Here is a 16,321-nt window from a genome sequence, read left to right as displayed (position 1 = left end):
TCATATTCGTGCATGTGACGCTATGTACCAGAGCCATCCGATGCCCGACTTCAACCTTCTGGTGACCCTCGATGTCCTGCTTGCCGAGGGCAGCGTCGCTGGAGCGGCGCGACGCCTGAGGCTCAGCCCCTCGGCAATGAGCCGCGCCCTGACGCGGCTGCGCGAGGTGACCGGCGATCCGCTGCTGGTGCGGGCAGGGCGCGGGCTTGTCCCCACGCCGCGGGCGCTGGAACTGAGGGGGCAGGTCGGACCCCTGGTGGACAGTGCCAATTCCATCCTGCGGCCGGCGGAGAAGCTGGACCTCAAGACCCTCAACCGGCGGTTCACATTGCGAACCAGCGAGGGGTTCGCCGAGACATTCGGGCCACGCCTTATCGCCGAAGTGGGCAAGGACGCGCCGGGGGTGTTGTTGCACTTCCTCGGCAAGCCGGACAAGGAAAGCGCGCCCCTACGCGAGGGCGAGGTGGATATCGAGACCGGCGTGATCGACCAGACGACGGCACCCGAAATGCGAGCATTCCCGCTGTTCGATGACCGCTGGGTCGGCGTGGTGCGGGACGGCCATGCCTTGCCGCGGACGCGCGTGGCGGTGGAGAAATACGCCGCGGCAGATCACATCCAGATCCTGCGACGCGGCCTCCATAGCTCCGAAATCGACGAGGCCATAGAGGCCGCGGGCCACGAACGGCGGATCGCCGCAATCGTCAGCGGCTTCGCCACGGCAATTGCCCTGGCGCGCGACACCGACCTCGTCGCAACCGTCCCCGAGCGGCACACCGAGGGGTTGCGGCAGGGCGTCCGCACCTTCCCACTGCCGTTCGATGTCCCGCGCTTCACAATATCGATGCTGTGGCACCCACGGCTCGATGGCGACCTGGCGCATCGCTGGCTGCGGTCGTGCCTCCGCACTGTGTGCTCACGAACATCCTGACATAGCGTCTGGTGCACGGATGAAGTGCAGATGCTGCGCGTTCCGCAACATTTGCCGGTGTCCTACCAAGGTGGCGTTCGCAACCACCAACCCATGAGGGCACTAGATGACTACGATCACTACGTCGGCCCCTGCCGTCGACATCTTCTCCGCACCTGCCGCCGTCTCCGGACGGAGCGCCGCCAAGGACGCCCAGCTGCTTGGCCGGCTCACCGGCCTGTTCTTCCTCCTCACCTACGCCACGTCCATTCCGCCCGTGCTCACGCTCTATGTCCCGGCACTGAGCGATCCGGCCTTCGTACTGGGCGGTCCGTTCGATGCGGGTGTTTCGTGGGGGGCCATTCTCGAGCTGCTGCTCATCGCCGCCAACATCGCTTCGGCGCTCACGCTCTACCCGGTGCTCAAGCGGCGTTTCCCCGTCCTGAGCCTTGGCTTCGTCGCGGCGCGTATCATGGAGAGCGCCTTCATCGCGATGGGCATCATCTCGGTTCTCGCTCTCGTCACGTTGCGGGCGACTGCCGGAGACGCCGACCCAGCCGCGCTTGCCGTGGTCGGGCAGGCGCTGGTCGCCGTTCATGACTGGACGTTCAAGATGGGGCCCGGTGTCGTGGTCGGCGTCGGCAATGGCCTGATCCTGGGGTACATGATGTGGAAGACCCGGCTGCTGCCGCGCTTCCTCTCGATCCTCGGTCTCATCGGCGGCCCGGCTCTCCTGCTCGGCAGCTGTGGCGTGATGTTCGGCCACTTCGACTTCGGCTCGACCGCCCATAGCCTTTCCGTTGCCCCGGAGTTCTTCTGGGAACTGCTCCTTGGCATCTGGCTGCTGGTCCGTGGGTTCAACCCCGCGGCGCTGGCGGCCCTCGATGCCCGGCAGTCGTGAGGTCGGCCAGCGCGACATCACCATCCGACGGCCAGCGATGTCGCGTCTCGTCGTAGCGAGGCATCGCCGACCAAACGACTGGAAGGGGAGGGCAAGCGTCCTCCCCTTCGACATTGAGCGAGGCGCAAGGCTTGCTTTCTACAGTGGCCCCAAGTCAGAGTTGTCCTATGGTTGGGCCGCTAATCGCAACGAAACTGCACGTTCCGGCCGCACGACCAGGCGTCGTGGAGCGCTCGCGCCTGCGCAAGATGCTCGATCGGGCATGGGACACCAGACTGACGATCCTGTCGGCGCCGGCCGGGTTCGGAAAGACCACTTTGCTTGCCGAGTGGCTGGCACGCTCGTCGCGTACAGGCCGGGCAGTCGCCTGGCTGTCGCTCGATCAGACGGATAACGAGGCAACATCCTTCTGGGCGCATTTGGTTGCCGCCATTCGAAAGGCAGTCCCGGCTGTTGGCAACGCCGCCCTCCAGGTTCTGGAGTCGGGCCAACAGCCCGACGACGACATCCTCGTCGAGCTGCTCAACGAGCTTGGGTTGAGCGAGCAAGAATTCTACATTGTTCTCGACGACTATCATGTCATCGACCTCCCGGTGGTGCATGCCACGATGGCGTTCTTCGTGGAGCATTTGCCGCCCAACCTGCATCTGGTGATCAGCACGCGGGCAGATCCGGCGCTGCCGTTGCCGCGCCTGCGGGCGCGAGGAGAGCTCTGCGAGATCCGGTCTGCAGACCTGCGGTTCACCGACGAAGAGATCTCAGCCTATCTCTTGGGTGCCGTGGACACAGCCCTGACCGAGCGAGACATTGCAGTCCTTGGGGACCGAACCGAAGGCTGGATCGCCGCGCTGCAGTTGACGGCGCTCTCGATGAAGGGGCGAACCGATGTCGCCGCTTTCATTGCGAGCTTCGAGGGCAGCGATCGCTACATAGTGGACTATCTGGTTGAGGAGGTGCTGCAGCGCCAATCGACCGAGACTCGCACCTTCCTGTTGCAGACCTGCTTTCTTGAGAGGCTGTGTGGATCGCTGTGCCGGACCGTGACCGGCTCAAGAGCCGCCGGTGAGATGCTGCGGTCACTGGATAGGAGCAACCTGTTCCTCGTGCCGCTCGACGATCGCCGCGAGTGGTACAGGTACCACCATCTCTTTGCCGATGTACTGCTGACGCACTTCTCCGATGAGCTGCAAGAGTTGCTGCCGGGGCTGCATCGTCGTGCCAGCGCCTGGTTCGAGCAGAATGGTGACCGTCGCGAAGCGATACGTCATGCCTTGGCCGGCGGGGACTTTGAAAGTGCCGCGGGGCTGATCGAACTCGCCATTCCCGAATTGCGCATGCACCGGCAGGATGCGGCAATGGCAAAGATGATCCTGGCGCTTCCCGTCGATCTTGTGAAGCGGCGGCCGGTGCTGAGCGTCGGCCTTGCCGGTGCACTGGTGTCGGTGGGTGGGTTCGGCGAAGTCGATGCGCTTCTGCGGGATGCCGAGCATTGTTTGACAGCTGGACAAGGCTCGGTGGGATCCGCGATCTTCACTGACCGGGATCAATTCGAGCAACTACCTGGCGCCATTGCGCTCTTCCGATCGGCGTTGGCTCAGATGCGCGGCGACATGGATGTTGTCATCGCGCAGTCACAGCGTGTGCTCGCGGTAGCCCCATCCGAGGATCACCTCACCCGCGCCGGAGCTTCGGGATTTCTTGGCATTGCGTTCTGGACGCGGGGCGACCTCGCCTCGTCGATTAGGGCATGGAGCCACTGCCTGGCCGGGCTGCGGCGAGTCGGGCACGTCGCCGATGTGCTCGCCTCGAGTGTCGCACCGGTCGATATCTGCATCGCACAGGGGCGGCTCGATGAAGCGTTCAGGCTTTGTGGGGCCGCGCTGGACCTGGTTGTGGACGGCACGCCCGTGACGCGCGGCATCGCGGATGTTCACGTTGCGCTCGCAGAACTGCATGGGTTGCGCGGCGACCTCGCTTCGGCCCGGAGGCATCTGCTCGCGAGCGAGGACTTCGGTGAGCGGGGCGCCACGCCACGCTACCCGGCCCGCTTCCGCATTGCCAAGGCGCAGCTTGCTCGCGCGGAGGGAGACGGGCAGGGGGCGATTGCCCTGCTTGCCGAGGCGGAGCGGGTCTACGTTGCCGATTTCTATCCTGATGTCCGGCCGATCAGCGCGATGATTGCGCGGGCCGCGATCATGCAGGGACAGCTGGCAGAGGCATCTCATTGGGTGGCGGCTGCCGGGATCAGCGCCGATGACGAGTTGAGCTACCTGCGAGAGTTCCAGCACATCACACTCGCCAGACTGATGCTGGCGGAAGGCAAGACGGGCTCGGCGACGATCGATTTCCTCGACCGCCTGCTGCAAGCCGCCGAAAGTGGTGGGCGAATCGGAAGCGTCATAGAGCTCCTGATGCTCAGGGCGCTGGCTTGCCAGGGTACCGGCGATATGGCCGGTGCAATTGCCACTCTGGGACGCGCGCTGGCCTTGACCGAGCCGCAGGGTTACGCCCGGGTCTTCATCGACGAGGGTGAAGCGATGGCGACACTTCTCAAGTCCGCGATCAAGCACCGCATCGCGCCGCAATACGCCAGGAGACTGCTCAAGGCGCTGGGTCCGCGGGAGCTGGAGCCCACAACGCATCCTGACCTGCTCGAACCGCTGAGCGAGCGCGAACTCGACGTGCTCCGGCTGTTCCGCGGCGATCTGGGCGGGCCGGAAATTGCCCGTGAGCTCGGGATTTCGCTGAACACGCTGCGCACACACACCAAGAATCTTTTCGAGAAGCTGGACGTGAACAATCGCCGCGCCGCCGTACGCCGGGCAGAAGAACTCGGCCTGCAGCGCCGCTAACCTACAAGAAAATCGTCCGAGCTCACCACATGTGGTGAGCCGGTCTCACCACATCGGCGCTCATGAGTGTCCGCGGCGAACGACCTCGCCCGAACACAAGAGCCGACGATGAGCGACCAACCAGCCAAGCCCGCAGCCAAGCACGAGTCCGGGACCTACGAGATCCGTCTCGGTGGCCATCTCGACGCGCGCTGGGCGGAGCGGCTGGGTGTGCCGAACCTCACCCATGAAGCCGCAGGAACGACGCTCCTGCACGGCATCGTGGCGGACCAAGCAGCCCTGCATGGGCTTCTGCAACGCATTCGTGACCTCGGGCTGCCGCTGATCTCGGTCGTTCGTATCGACGCCAAAGCACACACGCACTGATCCATCGCAACCAAGGGAGATATCCATGGCCATCAACGGCAAACAGTCCCAACCCAACGCCGCTTCCATCATCCGCTGGTCCGGCCTTGCCGCGATCGCCGGCGGTCTGATCTTCGCCGGCATCCAGCCAATCCATCCCGCCGACTACCTGACATCGGTCACGACCGGCACCTGGGCGGCCTTCATGTATGCCAAGCTCGCAATGTGCTTGTTCTTCCTCGTCGGGATCACCGGGATCTACGGCCGCCAGGCGAACCGCGCCGGCTGGCTCGGCCTCGCGGGCTTCGCGCTGCTGATCGTCACGTGGTTCCTGCAGGCTGTCTTCATCTTCACCGAGGGGTTCATCCTGCCGATCGCAGCCGGCGTCGCGCCGCAGCTCGTTGAGAGCTTCCTCACGCTCGCCAATGGCACACAGCCGACCATGGATATCGGCCCGGCGGGAGCCGTCTATAGCATTGCCGGCCTCTGCTACATGCTCGGCGGCCTGCTGTTCGGCATTGCGACCGTGCGAGCCGGCATCCTACCAAAATGGGCCGCCATCCTTCTCGCCGTCGCCGCTGTGGTTACGCCTGCGGCCGCCTTGCTGCCGCATGAATTGCAGCGCCTTGCCGGTATCCCGGTCGGCCTGGCCGTCGCCTGGCTCGGCTACGGCGTGTGGTCCTTGCGGCAGTCCGTATTGGCCCACGCTTCGGCAGAAGCCGGCCTCGGCCAGGCCGTCCGGTAACACCGGGCACCCCATGTCACAGGCGACCCTCGGGCCACCTGTGACCTTCCTCTGGAGGAAAGAATGGGCCTGGAGCAATCGAAGATGAGAACTGCGCCCTGGTTGGTCGCCCTTTCTCTGATGCTCGTGTCCGCCATCCCGATCGCAGTTGGCATTTACGTCATCGTCGAGTTGGCAGCCGGTCGCGTCAGGCCCGTAACCATCCGGCATATCGCTTCGCCCAGTCCGGTCGTCCTTCATGTGCTGGCGGCCGCCGCCTTCGCCACCCTCGGCGCTCTTCAGTTCGTAGCTGCATTCCGGCGCCAGTCTCCCGGTTGGCATCGCGGCGTCGGTCGGGTGCTGATGATGTGCGGACTGATCGCCGGGCTTTCTGGCATGTGGATGACCCTGTTCCATCAGCGTCTCCCCGATACCAACGATCTTCTGTTTGCGATCCGCCTCGTGTTCTCCAGCGCCATGCTCGTGTTCATTGTGCTGGGGTTCGCGGCCATCCGGCGCCGCAACGTCCCCCAGCATCGTGCCTGGATGATGCGCGCTTATGCCATTGGCTTGGGTGCCGGCACTCAGGCGCTCGTGTCCATGGCCGCCGAGGGCGTGGCAGGGGCTCCCGATCAAATGGGCAAGGCGCTTCTGATGGGCACAGCCTGGCTGATCAATCTGGCCATAGCGGAGCTCGTCGTCCGGCGAGCCCGGCAATGGCATCCCGTGCAGGAATTGAGTGCAAATGCTGCGCATTCCGCGCTCGCGAGTCGAAATCTATCCTCACCCAACTCGGCCCTACCAAACCAGCAAGGACCAACACTATGAGCGACCTCTTCGAGACCATTGCCATCATCGTCATCCACACGCCGCTTTGGGTCTGGCCGCTATACGCACTCCTGATTTTCCTCGGCTTCCAGCGCACTCGCGACCGCACCTTGCCCCTCTGGCGTGAGCTGATCCTGCCTCTGGTCGTTACGATCCTCGCAATCCTTAACATCATCGCCACCGGGCCAAGCTCGCTGCCCGCCGCAGTACTGGTGCTGGTCATCGGCAGCGCTGCGGCCTGGCGGCTTGAGCGACCTGACGCCACCCGGCGTCTGCCGGATGGCTCGATCTGGCTGCGTGGCGAATGGTGGTCACTGGTCCAGATCGTGTTGGTTCTGGTGTTCCGCTACGCCACCAGTATCGTCTCGGCCATGGCCCCTGCGCTCAACGCAGACATGACTTGGCATCTGGGAACCCTATTCACCTCCGCGCTGCTCTCGGGACTCTTTCTCGGCCGCACCGCGGCAAGGCTGCGGGTATACTTTTCAACCTCGCGAGAAATTGGCATGCACCTTAGCTAGGACGATTGGCCCGTCGCATAACGAGTGAAGCGTTCTTGGACTACGCATCGATTTAACCGGCGCAGAAGCGCTAGGTGCCGCGGCGGTCGAAATCAGCAAGACACTTGGGGCGGGTTGACGGCGCTTCGCACCGACCTGGAAATTGCGCTGCCTGATTTCGCAGAGCCCTCAATCCCGTCCTTGGAGTTAAGTCCCGCCTTCTAGCACGACAAGCTTCTGACGCTAGAAGTGCTCCGCGGTGTTGATGAGGATACTGGTGTAGCTCCCAGCTACAAGCCGTACGAGGTCGAGGCTCTCGCGGCCTAACGGGGAACGTCCTAATCCGGGCGGGCTGGCGTGTGGTTGGCTGGCCTCAATTTCGATCAGTCAAAGCAGCGCAAAACAAGGCTCAGCCGTCCACACATGGCCCAATCCGGCCACTCAATCCGGTGCAACGCTCGCAGGCCTTTCCGCTCCCGGCATTACCGCCTTACGAAATCGGCTCGAAGCCAGTGCCGCCGCCGATATGAGTATGATTGCGCCACCGATCCCCAGTGCGACACGATCACCGAAGGCGTAAGCCAGCCAACCACCAAGCGGCGCCGCGACCGCCATCAACCCCCAGTTGAATGACCGGATTGTCGTGTTCATCCGACCGCGCAGTTGCGGCGGGGTCACGGCATTGCGGAAGCTTCCCGACAGCGGGCCGGTGGCACCGAAGCCGACACCATAGAGGACCTGTCCGGCACAGATCACCCACAGCGCAGTGTCGCCAACTGGTGCGATCGCAATGAGGAGCCAACCGAGGCCGGTGCAGAAGTCGGAAACCGCTACAACAACACCCAGTCCCAGCCAGGTCGCAGTCTTCTCTGCCATGGCCGCGCCAAGTAGTCCGGCCACACCCGCACAGGCCAGTGTCAGGCCAATCGTCGCGCTGTCCAGCCCGATCGAAGCGGCACGGAACACGAATACCGTGCCGGCGACGCTGTTACCGATGAACCAGGTGTGCAGACTCAGCGCGTATGGCGCCAACGTGGGGTGGCGGTAGACATAGCTGAAGCCCTCCCTGAGGTCAGACAGCACCGACTGCCGCGTCGGCACCCGCTGGCTGTCCACGTCCGGCACACGCAACATCAATAGCGCTGAAAGGGCATAGGAGATGGCGTTTGCCACCATGGTGAAAGGCGCTCCTACAAGGCGCACCAACAAGCCGCCAATGACGGGGCCCAACGTCTGCGCGACAGTATAGCTTTGGCTCAGAACCACGTTGCCTTTGGTGAGCAGGTGCGCTGGCAGAAGGTCCGCCACGAAAGACTGATGTGTGCCTCCGTTCAACACGGTCACCAAGCCCAGGGCGAATACCAACACCATCAATACGGGCACCGTAAGGACGCCGCCGATGGCCAACCCTGCGATCAGGAAGATAAGGATCGAGCTAGAGATATCCGTCCCCACCAGCAAATGCTTGCGCTGGACACGATCAGCGATCACACCAGCAATGAGGCCGAACAGCAGGAACGGCAGCCACTGTGCCGAGCGGACCATTCCGATCTCGATCTGGTTGCACCAATCACGTCGATTAACAGAAACTGCAGGGCCAGAGAGAACGTGAATACACCTAGATTAGAAAGGCCGTCGGCGATCCAAAGTGGTAGGAATCCAGGCTGACGTATCAGCGCTCTGAACCCGACATGTTCGGTCACGACCGTCCCCCCACACCGTTGAGGCTTATGCCACAAGACTTAGGTTCGAACCATCTTCGTCAGAGTGCCGGCAGGGAGAGTGCGTCCACTTTCGGCGCGATCGCACACCGGCAATGACGGCTTGTGGCACTAGGCCGCCATTGGCGCTGCCGCTTCCAGAAGAGCGCCGATAGACCCCGATTGACATTCCCTCCGATCGGAGCAATGACGCGGCAAGCTGGAGCAGGTTCTCTCCGGTTGCACCGAAGACTTCGGGTCCCTTGGTAACGGACAGTGGTCGTCGTCAGACATTGGCATCGTTACACCGCGCGCTCTCGACAAGCGCTGCTGATGGCCAAACGCATCTGCGATGCTCAACTCACACCAAGGAAATCAAATGTCGACGTCCGTCGCCAAACTCGAGACTCATCGTTTTTTTGCCCGAGCCACCTCCACCGAGGTCGAGTACAAGACACTTGTGCCGGCTCATATCCCCGCGGCGCAACCGCTACCGCTAATTCTCCATCTGCACGGCGCAATGTCGTCCGCCGCGTCACTGGAAATGGCTCGAACGGCATACGAAGCCGCTTGGGTTGCCGGATACTTGCCCCCAGTGATTGTTGCCTGTGCCTCAACGCCAACCCAAGGTGGTTTCTACATCGACTATCCTGGCGGGCCGCTGTGGGAATCTATGGTGGCGTGCGAGTTGCCGGAGCATCTGGCAGAACGTCACCGGCTCGCTTCCCACAGGGCCGCCATCGGTTTCTCAATGGGCGGTTACGGAGCACTTAAGATCGCTCTGAGGCGTCCGAACGCCTATCAAGCGGTAGCCGCGCTTTGTCCAACTGTGTTTCCAGCTGAGGATTTGGAGAGTGTGCCAGCGCGGAACCGGTCGGCGGTTCTCGATGAGCTAAATCGGGCCATGGGGTCAGGTGGCTACGAAACATGCAGTGTCTACGGCATTCTGCGCAACAACCTCGTTGCGCTACGCGCTGCGGACGTTGGCATTTTCATTGATTGCGGTGAGTTGGACGAGTTTGCGCTGTATGACGGCGCAAGGTACCTGCATCGTGTGCTAACGGAACTTTCTGTGCCACACGAGTTTCGTCCGATCCCCGGCGCAGGCCATGCTGACGCCCACGCGGCAGAGCGCCAGGCTGCAGCAATCAGGTTCATCGGCAATGCGCTACGCGTGGCAGCCTGACCTTTGCTTGGCTGCTGTTAAGCGAGCGCGCTCGTAACGGCAGCTTACAAACCAACACCCGCGCCCCTTGAAATGGGCGTGGGTGTTCCAAAAGTCGCGCGGAATCTCGTCTGCGACCGCGCCGGATAGGATGGACGTCCGCTGGTGGCGCTGCGCGGTCATTGAGCGCCGCCGGCAGACGAGCAGCTGCAAGCTGGGCAAACTACCCTGCGCCCCCCGTTCCCGAGGTCGAGCGGATCAGCGTCTGCTTGGCCGGGCGCGGTGCTTGCGGCAGGGGGCGATGGCGGGTCGGGAGCGGCTCAGGAGTGCGTCGATACAGGTGAGGTGCTCGCGGATGGCGGCTTCGTTGCGCTCGCGCTCGTCGCGCTTGTTCCACTGGGGGTGGTCGTGAAAGAACAGGGGGGCGGTATCGTAGAAAGCCGTCGATGAGCGGGTAGCCGGAACCGGTAACATTCCCCACCTCCCGTTGAGAGCGACTGGACGGAGAGTGCTCGGCCACCGGCGCACTCTGCCTTCTGTTCGCTGGGCGCGTGCTACGGACGACTGCCTGTGGCCAGATTCGACTTTGGAGGTTACCCCTTCAGTCGAAGCAGCGTCGAAGCAATTGCAGGCCCGGCTCGATGTCGGCCACTGCGATGCCGCCGCAACCTAGAACGATGCCGGCCTGAGGGGGGCGGCCGAACTCGAACGAAGACAACTGGTTGATCTCGACGCCCAGGGCGGCGGCCCGAGAGGCGGTGACAGCGAGCTGCTGAACGTTCGCGGATTTCGCCAAGGCGGTGAGGGTCAGCCCGGTGTGCGAGGGGACCAGTTCGAGGTGGTCCAAAAAGTCGCGGCGGATAATTTCGGCAATAAGCCGATGTCGTGCCCGGTAAGCGCCGCTCAACCTGCGGACATGCCGAGCGAAACTTCCACTCTCGATGTATTCGGCCAGCACGGATTGCTCCAGCAGCGGGCCGTGCCAGTTACTGACATACTTGGCCTTCCGGATCGCCGTCCGCAGGGTTGGGGGCACCAGCACAAATCCCAAACGCAGGGCCGGCAGCAGTGTCTTTGAGAAGGAGCCGACGTAGATGACGCGACCGTGGCTATCGAGCGTTTGCAGAGCTTCAAGAGGGCGCCCCTCGAAGCGAAACTCGCCGTCATAGTCGTCTTCGATAATTGCTGCGCCGTGCAAATCAGCCCAGTCAAGCAGTGCCCGCCTGCGTGACATCGACATAGTGACCGTCATTGGATATTGGTGCGAGGGCGTCACGTAGATCGCCCGAACGTCGCGGGGAATTGCTTCCACCACGATGCCCTCATCATCTACCGGAACGCCGACCACGTCCGCGCCGGCGGCTTCGAATGACCGTCGCGTTGCCTCGTAACCAGGTGTCTCCACCGCCACGCGATCTCCCGGCTCCAACAAGACGCGAGAGACCAGGTCGATTGCCTGCTGTGTACCGCTGGTAATGACCAGATCGTCCTCACTCGCCGTGATGCCGCGCGACACGCCGATGTGTCGCGCAATCGCCGAACGGAGGCGCGGATGTCCGGCAGGGGTGTCATATTTCCCCTGCGGGTTAATCTCGGCGATGCGCAGAGCTCTATTTACGAGACGTCGCCATTGACGGTGCGGAAACAGCGACGCGTCCGGCAGGCCCGTACGAAAATCATAACGTGCCTCGGCGTCGAACGCAGTCGGCAATGAGATGGCGTTCCAAATCGAGCGTGGCTGGAGTGCCTGCTGCCTCTCCCTCTCGTCTGACTTACGAGCATCTGGCTTGGACCAGGTGTTCACAAACGTGCCGGCGCCCTGGCGCGACTGCAGAAAACCTTCTGCGGTCAGCCGCTCGTAAGCGGTAACCACAGTCGCTCGGGCTACGACGAGTGTGCGGGCCAACTCCCGACTGGCCGGTAACCGATCGCCGGGACGAAGAACGCCATCAACAACGCCTCGGCGGATCTGACGATAGATGGCACCGCCAAGATCGTCGTTTTCGGCAAGGCTGATGTGAAACATTCCGACGCCTCGAAGTGGTCTGGTCAACTTCTCCAGAATTGGACCTGTCTGTAGTCCAATCGGGCCCCTATCACCAGAAGCAATACGATGCCGGTGGAGTTAGAGGTGATAGAAGGTCAGCGCCCTGGCCAGGCGGCGAAACTGTATGGCGGAGAGCAACGACACACTGCAAACCTGCCGAGGACTCGAGCGACATACTCGTGGCGCCCGCCTTTTGAGGGGGTATCACGCACCCAGCCCAACAGGCTCGAGGTGGTCTTTTCTCACCATGACCTCGTAGCGGTCGAGCAATGCGGAAAGACGTATGACGTGGTCGCGCGGCCAGGCGCGTTCTACGTGGTTGGCGAAGAGCCCATGACCCTACTCAGGGTGCGCGAACACAGCGACACCTTGGAAATCTATCCAGACATGGACTTCATCGAAGCCTCTGTCGGTCGCAGAGTGATCCTTGAGCCTACCTTGGGACGTACAGGAGGGCTCCAGCAATTCTGCACCCATGGGGCTATGTTGGGTATCGCACACGTCCTGCGCGAGGTGTGCTTGGGTGTGCGCGAACTCACGCCGATAGAGTCGAGCAGCCTGGAGCACGCAATTGCCAATCAGCTTGCCGGTCGTGGCGGGTCCCGGCGCCTCACTGTCCTGTCCAGCGCTGCCATCCGGCGCACCACCAGCTACGTCGAAGAAATGCTGGACCAACCCATCACCCTGGAGGCGCTAGCGTCGCAGGCTCGTTTGAGCCAGTTCCACTTCGCCCGTGCGTTCAAGCACACGGTTGGTCTTCCACCGCATCGCTACGTCATTGCCCGAAAGCTGGAGCGGGTGAAAAACCGGATTCTGACGAGCCGAGATCCAATAGCCGATATCGCGATTTCCGCAGGCTTCGAGAACCTTCACCACTTCCGGCGGCTTTTCCAGAGACAGTTTGGCGTGCGGCCCGCGGAAATGCGCGCAGCGGCCATGTCGTCGCCCTTCATATCGATCAGCTCGCCTCGCGCAGCCTGAGCGCACCATTCAAACTGAGAGACAGAAAATGGCCAGTACCGTGTTCCGACGCCTGCATTGGGCCTGGGCGATACCTATTGGCCTTCTCCTGGCTGCTGCCGCAGCCAAGGGCATCATGATGCTGCTGCCCGTGCCCGCAAATCTCGATCTTTCAACCACTCGGGTCAGCGAGCGCGGCACTTTCACCGCCACGGTCGTGACCGGTCCCGTTGTCGTGGGGGAACCGATGAGTTGGGCCTTCAAGCTGAAAGCAAGTGATGGATCGGTGATCGATCCCTCGACACTCTCGCTCGACGGCGGCATGCCACAGCACGGCCACGGTCTGCCGCGTGCGCCGAGTCAGGCGAGTGCGACGAATAACGGCACATTCGTGTTCTCTGGAATAGAATTCAGTATGAGGGGCTGGTGGGTGATCAATATTCACCGAACTACCGCTTCGGGGGCGGACCAGGCAGTTTTCAACTTCCAGCTCTGATCGATCCTTTCTTGGTCACTTTCGGACCGACGGGAGATCATAGTGCAATCGTGTGAGGCGCCTGGGCGCAAATGTGGGCCAGCAAGTCCACTGATCAGCACCTTCAGATGATGGTCCAGAGCGACGTACACGCACCCGGTGTGTACCGCGCCGTCGCAGCGCTTCAACACGTCGACGCCTTCTATGAGGCCTTCGACATCAAGGAAGGCGACCCCATGTGGCTGGCGCCTGAGAAGCGGGTGACAGCTTGGTAGGCCAGCCGTCCGTCGCCGTGATCAGGCGGATCATCCGCTTGAGCAGACGCGAGAGCAGCAGTCCGGCGAGCCAGGAGAGCGCGAGGATGATCAGCGCGCCGAGACTTTCCGACAGTTAACTTGCTTCCTGCCCTGATCCCGGCGATCGTGTTTGCCGCATGCCCCGGCATAGTAAGCAGAAGACCTTGATTGACTTACCTCGTGGATTTTGCGCCGGGCGGCCCGGGAATTCCCTCCCGTTGGACCTCCAGTGCCAAGAGTGGCGTAGGGACGGCGCTATCGGCGGAGTCGCCGGTATGGTTCACGCTCAGCCACGGGATACTCAACGAGGTCTACTACCCGCGGGTCGACAGTGCCTGCACGCGCGACATGGGCCTGTTGATCACCGGGCCCGACGGCTACTTCTCCGAACAGAAGCGCGATTGCACCTCGGTCACGCGCCATGTCGAGCCCGGCATTCCCGCCTTCCACGTCGTCAGCACGGCGCGGGACGGACGCTACCGCCTCGAAAAGCAGATCATCTCCGATCCGACCCGTCCGACCGTGCTGCAGCGCATCACCTTTACCCCACTCGTTGGCACGATGGCCGACTACAGGGTCTACGCGCTGCTCGCGCCGCATCTGGTCAATGCCGGGATGAACAATGCCGGCTGGATCGGCGAGCATGCCGATGCGACACTGCTCTTTGCCAGTGGCCGCTCCCGCTATCTGGCCCTGGCATCCTCGCTCGGCTGGTCGAGCCTGTCGGTCGGCTTTGTCGGATCTTCCGACGGATACCAGCAGCTGGCCCATGATGGCAGGCTCTCTTCGCAATACCAGTGGGCCGACGACGGCAATGTCGCCCTCACCGGCCTGATCGCGTTCTCGGACACAACACCCTCGGCCGTGCTGGCGCTGGGCTTCGGCCAGTCGGAAACCGAAGCGGGCGCTCATGTTCTGGGCAGCCTCGAGGACGGTTTCGATACGGCTCTCAAGGCCTATTGCGCCAACTGGCAGCGATGGCAGCAGCGCCTCCATCCACTCGATCAGGTGTCGCCAGGCGGCGGCGATGCCTATCGCGTCTCGACCGCGGTGCTGGCGTCGCACCGCGCGGCAGACCGACCGGGGGCAGTTGTGGCGAGCCTTTCCATTCCATGGGGCGCCGCCAAGGGCGACGATGACCTGGGCGGCTACCACCTGGTGTGGCCGCGCGACCTGGTCGAGACAGCCGGCGGCTTTCTTGCTGCCGGAGAGCCCGCGGAGGCGCTGGCCATTCTCGATTATCTCCGTCAGGTGCAGCTTGCCTCCGGTCGTTGGCCGCAAAATCTCTGGCTCGACGGCCGGCCTTATTGGCTTGGCGTGCAAATGGACGAGTGCGCCTTTCCGATCCTCCTCGCCGACCTGCTGCACCGCCATGGACAGCTCGACGCGCTGCTCGTCCGGTATCTGCCGATGATCCGCCGGGCCGCCGGATATCTTGTCGCGAACGGTCCGGCGACCAGCCAGGACCGCTGGGAAGAAGACGGCGGCTATTCGCCGTTCACCTTGGCCGTGGAAATCGCGGCCCTGCTGGCAGCTGCCGATCTGCTCGACATCGAGGGGGATAGGGGCGCGGCGCAGCACCTGCGGGAGACGGCCGATTGCTGGAACGAGCAGATCGAGAACTGGACATTCGCCGGTGACCCGGACATCTGCGCGGCCGCAGGTGTGCAAGGCTATTATGTGCGGATCGGCAGCAATGCGGCCACCGATCTCGCCAGCGCCCGCGTTGGCGAGACGGCCATTCGGAACCAAGTTGCCAGCAAGTCCCTGCTTCCGACCCGCGACGTGCTCAGTCCGGATGCACTGGCGCTGGTCCGTTTCGGCCTCCGCTCGGCCGACGATCCGCGCATTGTGGACACGATCAAGGCCATCGATCACACGCTCAAGGTAGAGCTGCCGCAGGGGCCGCTCTGGTATCGCTATACCGGGGATGGCTATGGTGAACATGCCGATGGCAGCGCGTTCGACGGAGTCGGCAAGGGCCGCGCCTGGCCCTTGCTGGCGGGCGAGCGGGCACACTACGAACTCGCCGCCGGCAACAAAGAGCAGGCGATGGCGCTGCTGCAAACCCTCGAGGCCTCGGCCGGCGCCGAAGGACTTCTCCCCGAGCAGAGCTGGGACGCTCCCGACATGCCGGAGCGCGAACTGTTCTTTGGCCGGCCGGCCGGCAGCGCCATGCCGCTGGTCTGGGCGCATGCCGAACACATCAAGCTGCTGCGCTCGATCGCGGATGGGGCGGTGTTCGACATGCCGCCGCAAACGGTGGCGCGCTATGTCACCAGCAAGACGCCATCGGCGCTACGGATCTGGCGCCTGAACAACCGGCTCACCACGATTCCGCGGGGCAAGATGCTGCGCCTGGAGTTACCCGCGGCTGGCGTGGTCCACTGGACGTTCAGCCAGTGGCAGGATGCGGCCGACAGCGACACGCACGACAGCGGCCTGGGCACGCACTTCGTCGACCTCGATACCTCGTCCCTCGACGCCGGGAGGTCGGTGGTCTTTACAGTCTTCTGGAAGGACGGCGAGCGGTGGGAGCACACCGATTTCACCGTCAAGGTCGTCGCATAGAAGTCGCAGCGGCATCACATAAAGGTGGACGTACAGGAAACGGGAAA

15 protein-coding genes are annotated in these 16,321 nt (G+C 63.1%); 12 read left to right on the top strand and 3 right to left on the bottom strand.

Features of this window, described 5'->3' with window-relative positions:
- The first annotated feature begins 40 nt into the window (after positions 1-40).
- The 7 genes from VGV07_RS10655 (at position 41) to VGV07_RS10625 (ending at position 7,081) form a co-directional block, all read left to right on the top strand.
- Positions 41-931, top strand: a complete 891-nt coding sequence (locus VGV07_RS10655) for a LysR family transcriptional regulator (protein ID WP_326868664.1) — start codon at positions 41-43, stop codon at positions 929-931.
- Between the two features lie 106 nt (positions 932-1,037).
- On the top strand, positions 1,038-1,811 hold the full coding sequence (locus VGV07_RS10650) for a DUF4386 domain-containing protein (protein WP_326868663.1): 774 nt from the start codon (positions 1,038-1,040) through the stop codon (positions 1,809-1,811).
- A gap of 224 nt (positions 1,812-2,035) precedes the next feature.
- Positions 2,036-4,663, top strand: coding sequence for a LuxR C-terminal-related transcriptional regulator (locus VGV07_RS10645; RefSeq protein WP_326868662.1), 2,628 nt, complete (start codon positions 2,036-2,038; stop codon positions 4,661-4,663).
- 108 nt (positions 4,664-4,771) lie between these two features.
- The gene (locus VGV07_RS10640; protein WP_326868661.1) at positions 4,772-5,029 is read left to right on the top strand and encodes a hypothetical protein; all 258 of its coding nucleotides are present in this window, start codon (positions 4,772-4,774) and stop codon (positions 5,027-5,029) included.
- A gap of 25 nt (positions 5,030-5,054) precedes the next feature.
- Positions 5,055-5,753 (top strand): hypothetical protein, encoded by a 699-nt coding sequence (locus VGV07_RS10635; RefSeq protein WP_326868660.1) that lies wholly within the window; start codon positions 5,055-5,057, stop codon positions 5,751-5,753.
- Between the two features lie 63 nt (positions 5,754-5,816).
- On the top strand, positions 5,817-6,560 hold the full coding sequence (locus tag VGV07_RS10630; protein WP_326868659.1) for a DUF2306 domain-containing protein: 744 nt from the start codon (positions 5,817-5,819) through the stop codon (positions 6,558-6,560).
- On the top strand, positions 6,557-7,081 hold the full coding sequence (locus VGV07_RS10625; protein WP_326868658.1) for a DUF6622 family protein: 525 nt from the start codon (positions 6,557-6,559) through the stop codon (positions 7,079-7,081). The genes VGV07_RS10630 and VGV07_RS10625 overlap by 4 nt, the downstream gene beginning before the upstream one ends.
- Before the next feature lie 420 nt (positions 7,082-7,501).
- Here VGV07_RS10625 and VGV07_RS10620 read toward each other — a convergent pair whose 3' ends face one another.
- Complete coding sequence (locus tag VGV07_RS10620; RefSeq protein WP_326868725.1) at positions 7,502-8,611, bottom strand: MFS transporter; 1,110 nt, start codon at positions 8,609-8,611, stop codon at positions 7,502-7,504.
- Between the two features lie 528 nt (positions 8,612-9,139).
- On the opposite strand from VGV07_RS10620, the gene VGV07_RS10615 reads away from it, so the two are divergent.
- Positions 9,140-9,946, top strand: coding sequence for an alpha/beta hydrolase (locus tag VGV07_RS10615; protein WP_326868657.1), 807 nt, complete (start codon positions 9,140-9,142; stop codon positions 9,944-9,946).
- A gap of 237 nt (positions 9,947-10,183) precedes the next feature.
- Here the strand turns inward: VGV07_RS10615 and VGV07_RS10610 are convergent, their stop codons facing one another.
- Together VGV07_RS10610 and VGV07_RS10605 are read right to left on the bottom strand one after the other, a co-directional pair.
- Positions 10,184-10,399 (bottom strand): hypothetical protein, encoded by a 216-nt coding sequence (locus VGV07_RS10610; RefSeq protein WP_326868656.1) that lies wholly within the window; start codon positions 10,397-10,399, stop codon positions 10,184-10,186.
- A 127-nt stretch (positions 10,400-10,526) separates the two neighbouring features.
- On the bottom strand, positions 10,527-11,951 hold the full coding sequence (locus tag VGV07_RS10605) for a PLP-dependent aminotransferase family protein (protein ID WP_326868655.1): 1,425 nt from the start codon (positions 11,949-11,951) through the stop codon (positions 10,527-10,529).
- 354 nt (positions 11,952-12,305) lie between these two features.
- On the opposite strand from VGV07_RS10605, the gene VGV07_RS10600 reads away from it, so the two are divergent.
- From VGV07_RS10600 to VGV07_RS10585, 4 genes are all read left to right on the top strand, one after another.
- Positions 12,306-12,953 carry an AraC family transcriptional regulator gene (locus VGV07_RS10600; protein ID WP_326868654.1) on the top strand — a complete coding sequence of 216 codons (648 nt, stop codon included), beginning with the start codon at positions 12,306-12,308 and terminating at the stop codon, positions 12,951-12,953.
- A 28-nt stretch (positions 12,954-12,981) separates the two neighbouring features.
- A complete protein-coding gene (locus tag VGV07_RS10595) occupies positions 12,982-13,428 on the top strand; it encodes a FixH family protein (RefSeq protein WP_326868652.1) in 447 nt (148 codons plus the stop codon).
- A gap of 71 nt (positions 13,429-13,499) precedes the next feature.
- Positions 13,500-13,682: a M13-type metalloendopeptidase gene (locus tag VGV07_RS10590; RefSeq protein ID WP_326868651.1), complete on the top strand. Its 183-nt coding sequence runs from the start codon at positions 13,500-13,502 to the stop codon at positions 13,680-13,682.
- A 189-nt stretch (positions 13,683-13,871) separates the two neighbouring features.
- Positions 13,872-16,274 carry a glucan 1,4-alpha-glucosidase gene (locus VGV07_RS10585; RefSeq protein ID WP_326868650.1) on the top strand — a complete coding sequence of 801 codons (2,403 nt, stop codon included), beginning with the start codon at positions 13,872-13,874 and terminating at the stop codon, positions 16,272-16,274.
- The last annotated feature ends 47 nt before the right edge of the window (positions 16,275-16,321 follow it).

This window comes from Devosia sp. (assembly GCF_035944845.1).
Taxonomy (GTDB): domain Bacteria; phylum Pseudomonadota; class Alphaproteobacteria; order Rhizobiales; family Devosiaceae; genus Devosia_A.
This window is presented reverse-complemented; position numbering and strand designations above follow the sequence as displayed.

Coding starts and splice junctions, on each gene's coding strand:
- VGV07_RS10655 (WP_326868664.1), top strand. CDS start 41: ATGCCCGACTTCAACCTTCTGGTGACCCTCGATGTCCTGCTTGCCGAG.
- VGV07_RS10650 (WP_326868663.1), top strand. CDS start 1,038: ATGACTACGATCACTACGTCGGCCCCTGCCGTCGACATCTTCTCCGCA.
- VGV07_RS10640 (WP_326868661.1), top strand. CDS start 4,772: ATGAGCGACCAACCAGCCAAGCCCGCAGCCAAGCACGAGTCCGGGACC.
- VGV07_RS10635 (WP_326868660.1), top strand. CDS start 5,055: ATGGCCATCAACGGCAAACAGTCCCAACCCAACGCCGCTTCCATCATC.
- VGV07_RS10630 (WP_326868659.1), top strand. CDS start 5,817: ATGGGCCTGGAGCAATCGAAGATGAGAACTGCGCCCTGGTTGGTCGCC.
- VGV07_RS10625 (WP_326868658.1), top strand. CDS start 6,557: ATGAGCGACCTCTTCGAGACCATTGCCATCATCGTCATCCACACGCCG.
- VGV07_RS10615 (WP_326868657.1), top strand. CDS start 9,140: ATGTCGACGTCCGTCGCCAAACTCGAGACTCATCGTTTTTTTGCCCGA.
- VGV07_RS10610 (WP_326868656.1), bottom strand. CDS start 10,399: ATGTTACCGGTTCCGGCTACCCGCTCATCGACGGCTTTCTACGATACC.
- VGV07_RS10605 (WP_326868655.1), bottom strand. CDS start 11,951: ATGTTTCACATCAGCCTTGCCGAAAACGACGATCTTGGCGGTGCCATC.
- VGV07_RS10600 (WP_326868654.1), top strand. CDS start 12,306: ATGACCCTACTCAGGGTGCGCGAACACAGCGACACCTTGGAAATCTAT.
- VGV07_RS10595 (WP_326868652.1), top strand. CDS start 12,982: ATGGCCAGTACCGTGTTCCGACGCCTGCATTGGGCCTGGGCGATACCT.
- VGV07_RS10590 (WP_326868651.1), top strand. CDS start 13,500: ATGTGGGCCAGCAAGTCCACTGATCAGCACCTTCAGATGATGGTCCAG.